This window comes from Kitasatospora sp. NPDC001683 (assembly GCF_053596495.1).
Map to the genome: position 1 here is coordinate 1 of NZ_JBSFGK010000204.1, position 4,085 is coordinate 4,085.

Here is a 4,085-nt window from a genome sequence, read left to right on the forward strand (position 1 = left end):
GCCCACACCGTCCGGTTCAGCAACTCGGCATCGTCACCGAAGACGACGTCGCGGACCGAACCGTCCAGATGCCCGTCCAGCTCCGCACACACCGCATCGAACGCGCCCGCGAACACCGGGAAAGCGCCGTACAACTCCCGGCCCATCCCCAACCGCTGGGAACCCTGACCGGTGAACAGGAACACCGTCTTGCCGGAGACGGCGGTCGCGCCGTCCGAGAGGGCGGCCAGCCCCGCGAGGAACTCCTCACGCGTGGTCGCGGTGACGGCGGCCCGCTGCTCGAACAGCGGTGCCAGGGTGAGCGAGTGGGCGATGTCCGCCACGGCCAAGTCCGGGTTGGCCTCGGCGTGGGCGCGCAGCTGCTCCGCCCGCGCGCGCAGCGCCTCGGGGGTCTTCGCGGAGAGGATCCACGGCACCACCGACGGCCGGGGCCCGGTCGGCTCGGCCGGCTCGGTCGACTCTTCGTCGAGCGGGGCCTGTTCGAGGATCAGGTGGGCGTTGGTGCCGCTGACGCCGAAGGCGGAGATGCCGGCTCGGCGCGGCGCGCCGGTGCTCGGCCACGGGCTGGCCTCGGCCAGCAGCCGGACCGCGCCGGCCGACCAGTCCACGTGCGGGGTCGGCTCGTCGACGTGCAGCGTCCGCGGCAGCAGGCCGTTGCGCATCGCCAGGACCATCTTGATCACACCGGCGACACCCGCCGCGGCCTGGGTGTGCCCGATGTTGGACTTCACCGAGCCCAGCCACAGCGGCCGTTCCTCGGACCGCCCACGGCCGTACGTCGCCAGCAGTGCCTGCGCCTCGATCGGGTCGCCGAGCCTGGTTCCGGTGCCGTGGGCCTCGACCGCGTCGACCTGGTCGGTGGTCAGCCGCGCGTTGGCGAGCGCCTGGCGGATGACGCGCTGCTGCGCGGGGCCGTTGGGGGCGGTCAGACCGTTGGAGGCACCGTCCTGGTTCACGGCGGAGCCCCGGATGACGGCCAACACCCGGTGGCCGTTGCGCTTGGCGTCGGAGAGCCGCTCCAGCAGGAGCAGGCCCGCTCCCTCGCCCCAGCCGGTGCCGTCCGCGGCGGCCGCGAAGGGCTTGCAGCGGCCGTCCGAGGCGAGCCCGCGCTGACGGGAGAACTCGACGAAGACGCGCGGGGTGGACATCACCGTGACACCGCCGGCCAGCGCCAGGGTGCACTCGCCCCGGCGCAGTGCCTCGGCGGCCAGGTGCAGGGAGACCAGCGAGGCGGAGCAGGCGGTGTCGACCGTGACGGCGGGTCCTTCGAGACCGAGCACGTAGGAGAGGCGGCCGGACAGGACGCTCGCGGCGTTGCCGGTGCCGATGTAGCCCTCCAGCCCCTCCTCGGGGGGCTGCCCGCCGAACAGGGCACCGTAGTCCTGGCCGTTGGTGCCCATGAACACGCCGGTGCGGCTCTCGCGCAGGGCCGTCGGGTCGAGGCCCGCGCTTTCGAGGGTCTCCCAGGCGACTTCGAGCATCACGCGCTGCTGCGGGTCCATGGCCCGCGCCTCACGGGGGCTGATGCCGAAGAAGGCGGGGTCGAAGTCGGCCGCCCCGTCGAGGAATCCGCCCTCGCGGACGTAGCTGGTACCGGCCCGGTCCGGGTCGGGGTCGTAGAGGGCGGCGAGGTCCCAGCCGCGGTCCTCGGGGAACGGCACGAGGGTGTCGGTCCCCGCCGCCAGCATGTCCCACATCTGCTCGGCCGAGCGCACGCCGCCGGGGAAGCGGCAGCCGATGCCGACGATCGCGATCGGCTCGTGGCTGCGGTCCTCGGTGTCCCGCAGGCGCCGGTTGGCGTCGTCGAGGTCGGCCGTGACCCGCTTGAGGTACTGGAGAAGCTTCTGTTCGTTGCTCATGTTCAGCGGGTTCCGTACTTCTGGTCGATGTAGGCGAAGAGGTCGTCCGCACTGTCCAGCGCGGGGCTCTCGGCGGATTCGTCGGATTCGTGGGACCCCAGGGGTCCATGGATCCCGGCGGCGGCGCGGGCGGCCGCGAGGAGGGCCTCCAGGCGGCCCACCACCTCGGTGTGGAGAGCGTCGGGGTCGAGGCCGGGCAGTGCGCCTTCCAACCGGCCGAGGTCGGCGAGCACCCGGGTGACGGCGGTGCCGCCGAGTTCGGTGTCCAGGAACCTGGCCAGCGCCCGGGGGTTCGGGTGGTCGAACACGACGGTCGCGGGCAGCGCGAGACCGGTGGCGGCGCCGAGGACGTTGCGCAGGTCGACCGCCATCAGGGAGTCGAAGCCGAGGTCACGGAACGGCCGGGTGGCCTCCACCTTGTCCGCGCTGCCGTGGCCGAGCACCGCGGCCGCCTGGGCGCGGACCAGGTCGAGCAGCGCCGGCAGCCGGTCCTCGTCGGGCAGGGTGGTGAGCGCCTCGCGCGGTCCCGGGCCGTCCGCCGCCCGGGGCGCCGCCTCGGGTATCGCGGACAGCAGGGGGCTCGGCCGTACGGCGGTGAACCCCGGGGCGAAGCGGCCCCAGTCGATGTCGACCACCGCCAGGCAGGCGTCGCCGTGGTCGAGTGCCTGCTGCAGCCCGTCGAGTGCGCGCCCGGGCGCCATGGCGCGCACGCCGTGCCGGCTGAGCCGCTCACTGACGGCCGCCTCCCCGGCGGCCATGCCGCCGCCGTCCCAGGCGCCCCAGGCGATGGCGGTCGCGGGCAGCCCGTCGGCACGGCGCTGCTCGGCGAAGGCGTCCAGGAAGGCGTTGGCCGCGGCGTAGTTGGCCTGGCCGGAGCCTCCGACCGCGCCGGAGAAGGAGGAGTAGAGCACGAAGGCGCTCAGCTCCTGGGTCAGGGTCAGCTCGTGCAGGTTGAGGGTCGCCGCCACCTTGGGCCGCAGCACGGTGGCGAGTCGGTCCGGGGTGAGCGAGTCGAGCACGCCGTCGTCGAGCACGCCCGCCGTGTGCATCACCGCGGTGAGCGGGAACTCCTCCGGGACGGTCGCGAGCAGGGCGGCGAGCTGTTCGCGGTCGGCCACGTCACAGGCGGCGACGGTGACCCGGGTGCCCCGCTCCTCCAGTTCCGCCACGAGCGCGTCGGCCCCGGCTGCCCCGGTGCCCCGGCGGCTGGTCAGCAGCAGGTGTTCGGCGCCGAGGTCGGCGAGCCGACGGGCGAGGTGCCCACCGAGCGCCCCGGTGCCGCCGGTGATCAGGACCGTGCCGGACGGCCGCCACTCGCCGACCGGCGCGGCCGCCCGCTGGGCGCGCACCAGCCTGCGGACGTACAAACCGTCCGCGCGTACGGCCAGTTGGTCCTCGCCACCGGCGCCGGTGAGCGCGTCGCACATCCGGGCCAGCGAGGCCTCGTCGAAGGCCTGCGGCACGTCGATCAGCCCGCCCCAGCGGTCCGGGTCCTCCAGCGCCGCCGCCCGGCCGAGTCCCCAGACCTGGGCCTGCGCCGGGTCGGCGAGCCGCTCGGCCGGGCCGACGGCCACGGCGCCCCTGGTCGCGCACCACAGCGGCGCGTCGATCCCGGCGTCGCCCAGTGCCTGCTGCAGGAGCAGCACCTCGGTCAGGCCGGACTCGCCGACGGCCGACGGAAGCCGCAGAACTCCGGCCAACTCCTCGTCTCGGCCGATGACTTCGCGCAGCCGTACGGCCAGGTCCCGGCGGGTCAGGGCCGCATCGGCCAGGTCCGCGCTGATCACCGTGGCGCCGCGCTCCGCCAGGGCGGCGCCCACCGTGGCGCGCTCGGCCCCGAGCACCAGCCAGGTGCCGTCGAGCGTGGCGGCCCCGGGATCGCCGACGGGCTGCCAGACGGCCCGGTACTGCAGATCGGCCGAGGACGGGACGGCCGACGCGAACGAGCCTGCGGTGGGGGCCGTTCGGGGCCAGTAGCGCTCGCGCTGGAACGGGTACGTGGGCAGCTCGACGCGGTGCGCGCCCGAACCGTCGTACACGGCTTGCCAGTCGGGGACGATGCCCCAACAGTGCAGGGCGCCCAGGGCCGCGGCGACGGCCTGGTCCTCGGGGCGGTCGCGGCGGAGCAGCAAGGTGAAGGCGTGGCCGTCGGTGCCGGTGAGGCAGTCCTGGGCGAGCGCCGTCAGGACGCCGTCCGGGCCCAGCTCGACGAAGCGGGTCGCACCC

Annotated in this window: 2 protein-coding genes; both read right to left on the reverse strand. The window is 74.8% G+C overall.

Going from position 1 to position 4,085, the window contains the following annotated elements; translation table 11 throughout:
• Positions 1–1,859, reverse strand: a 1,859-nt coding sequence (locus ACWCYO_RS40355; protein ID WP_449787016.1) for a type I polyketide synthase, incomplete at its 3' end; no start/stop codon positions are given.
• Between the two features lie 2 nt (positions 1,860–1,861).
• Positions 1,862–4,085: type I polyketide synthase (locus ACWCYO_RS40360; protein WP_449787017.1), on the reverse strand; the 2,224-nt coding region annotated here is incomplete at its 5' end.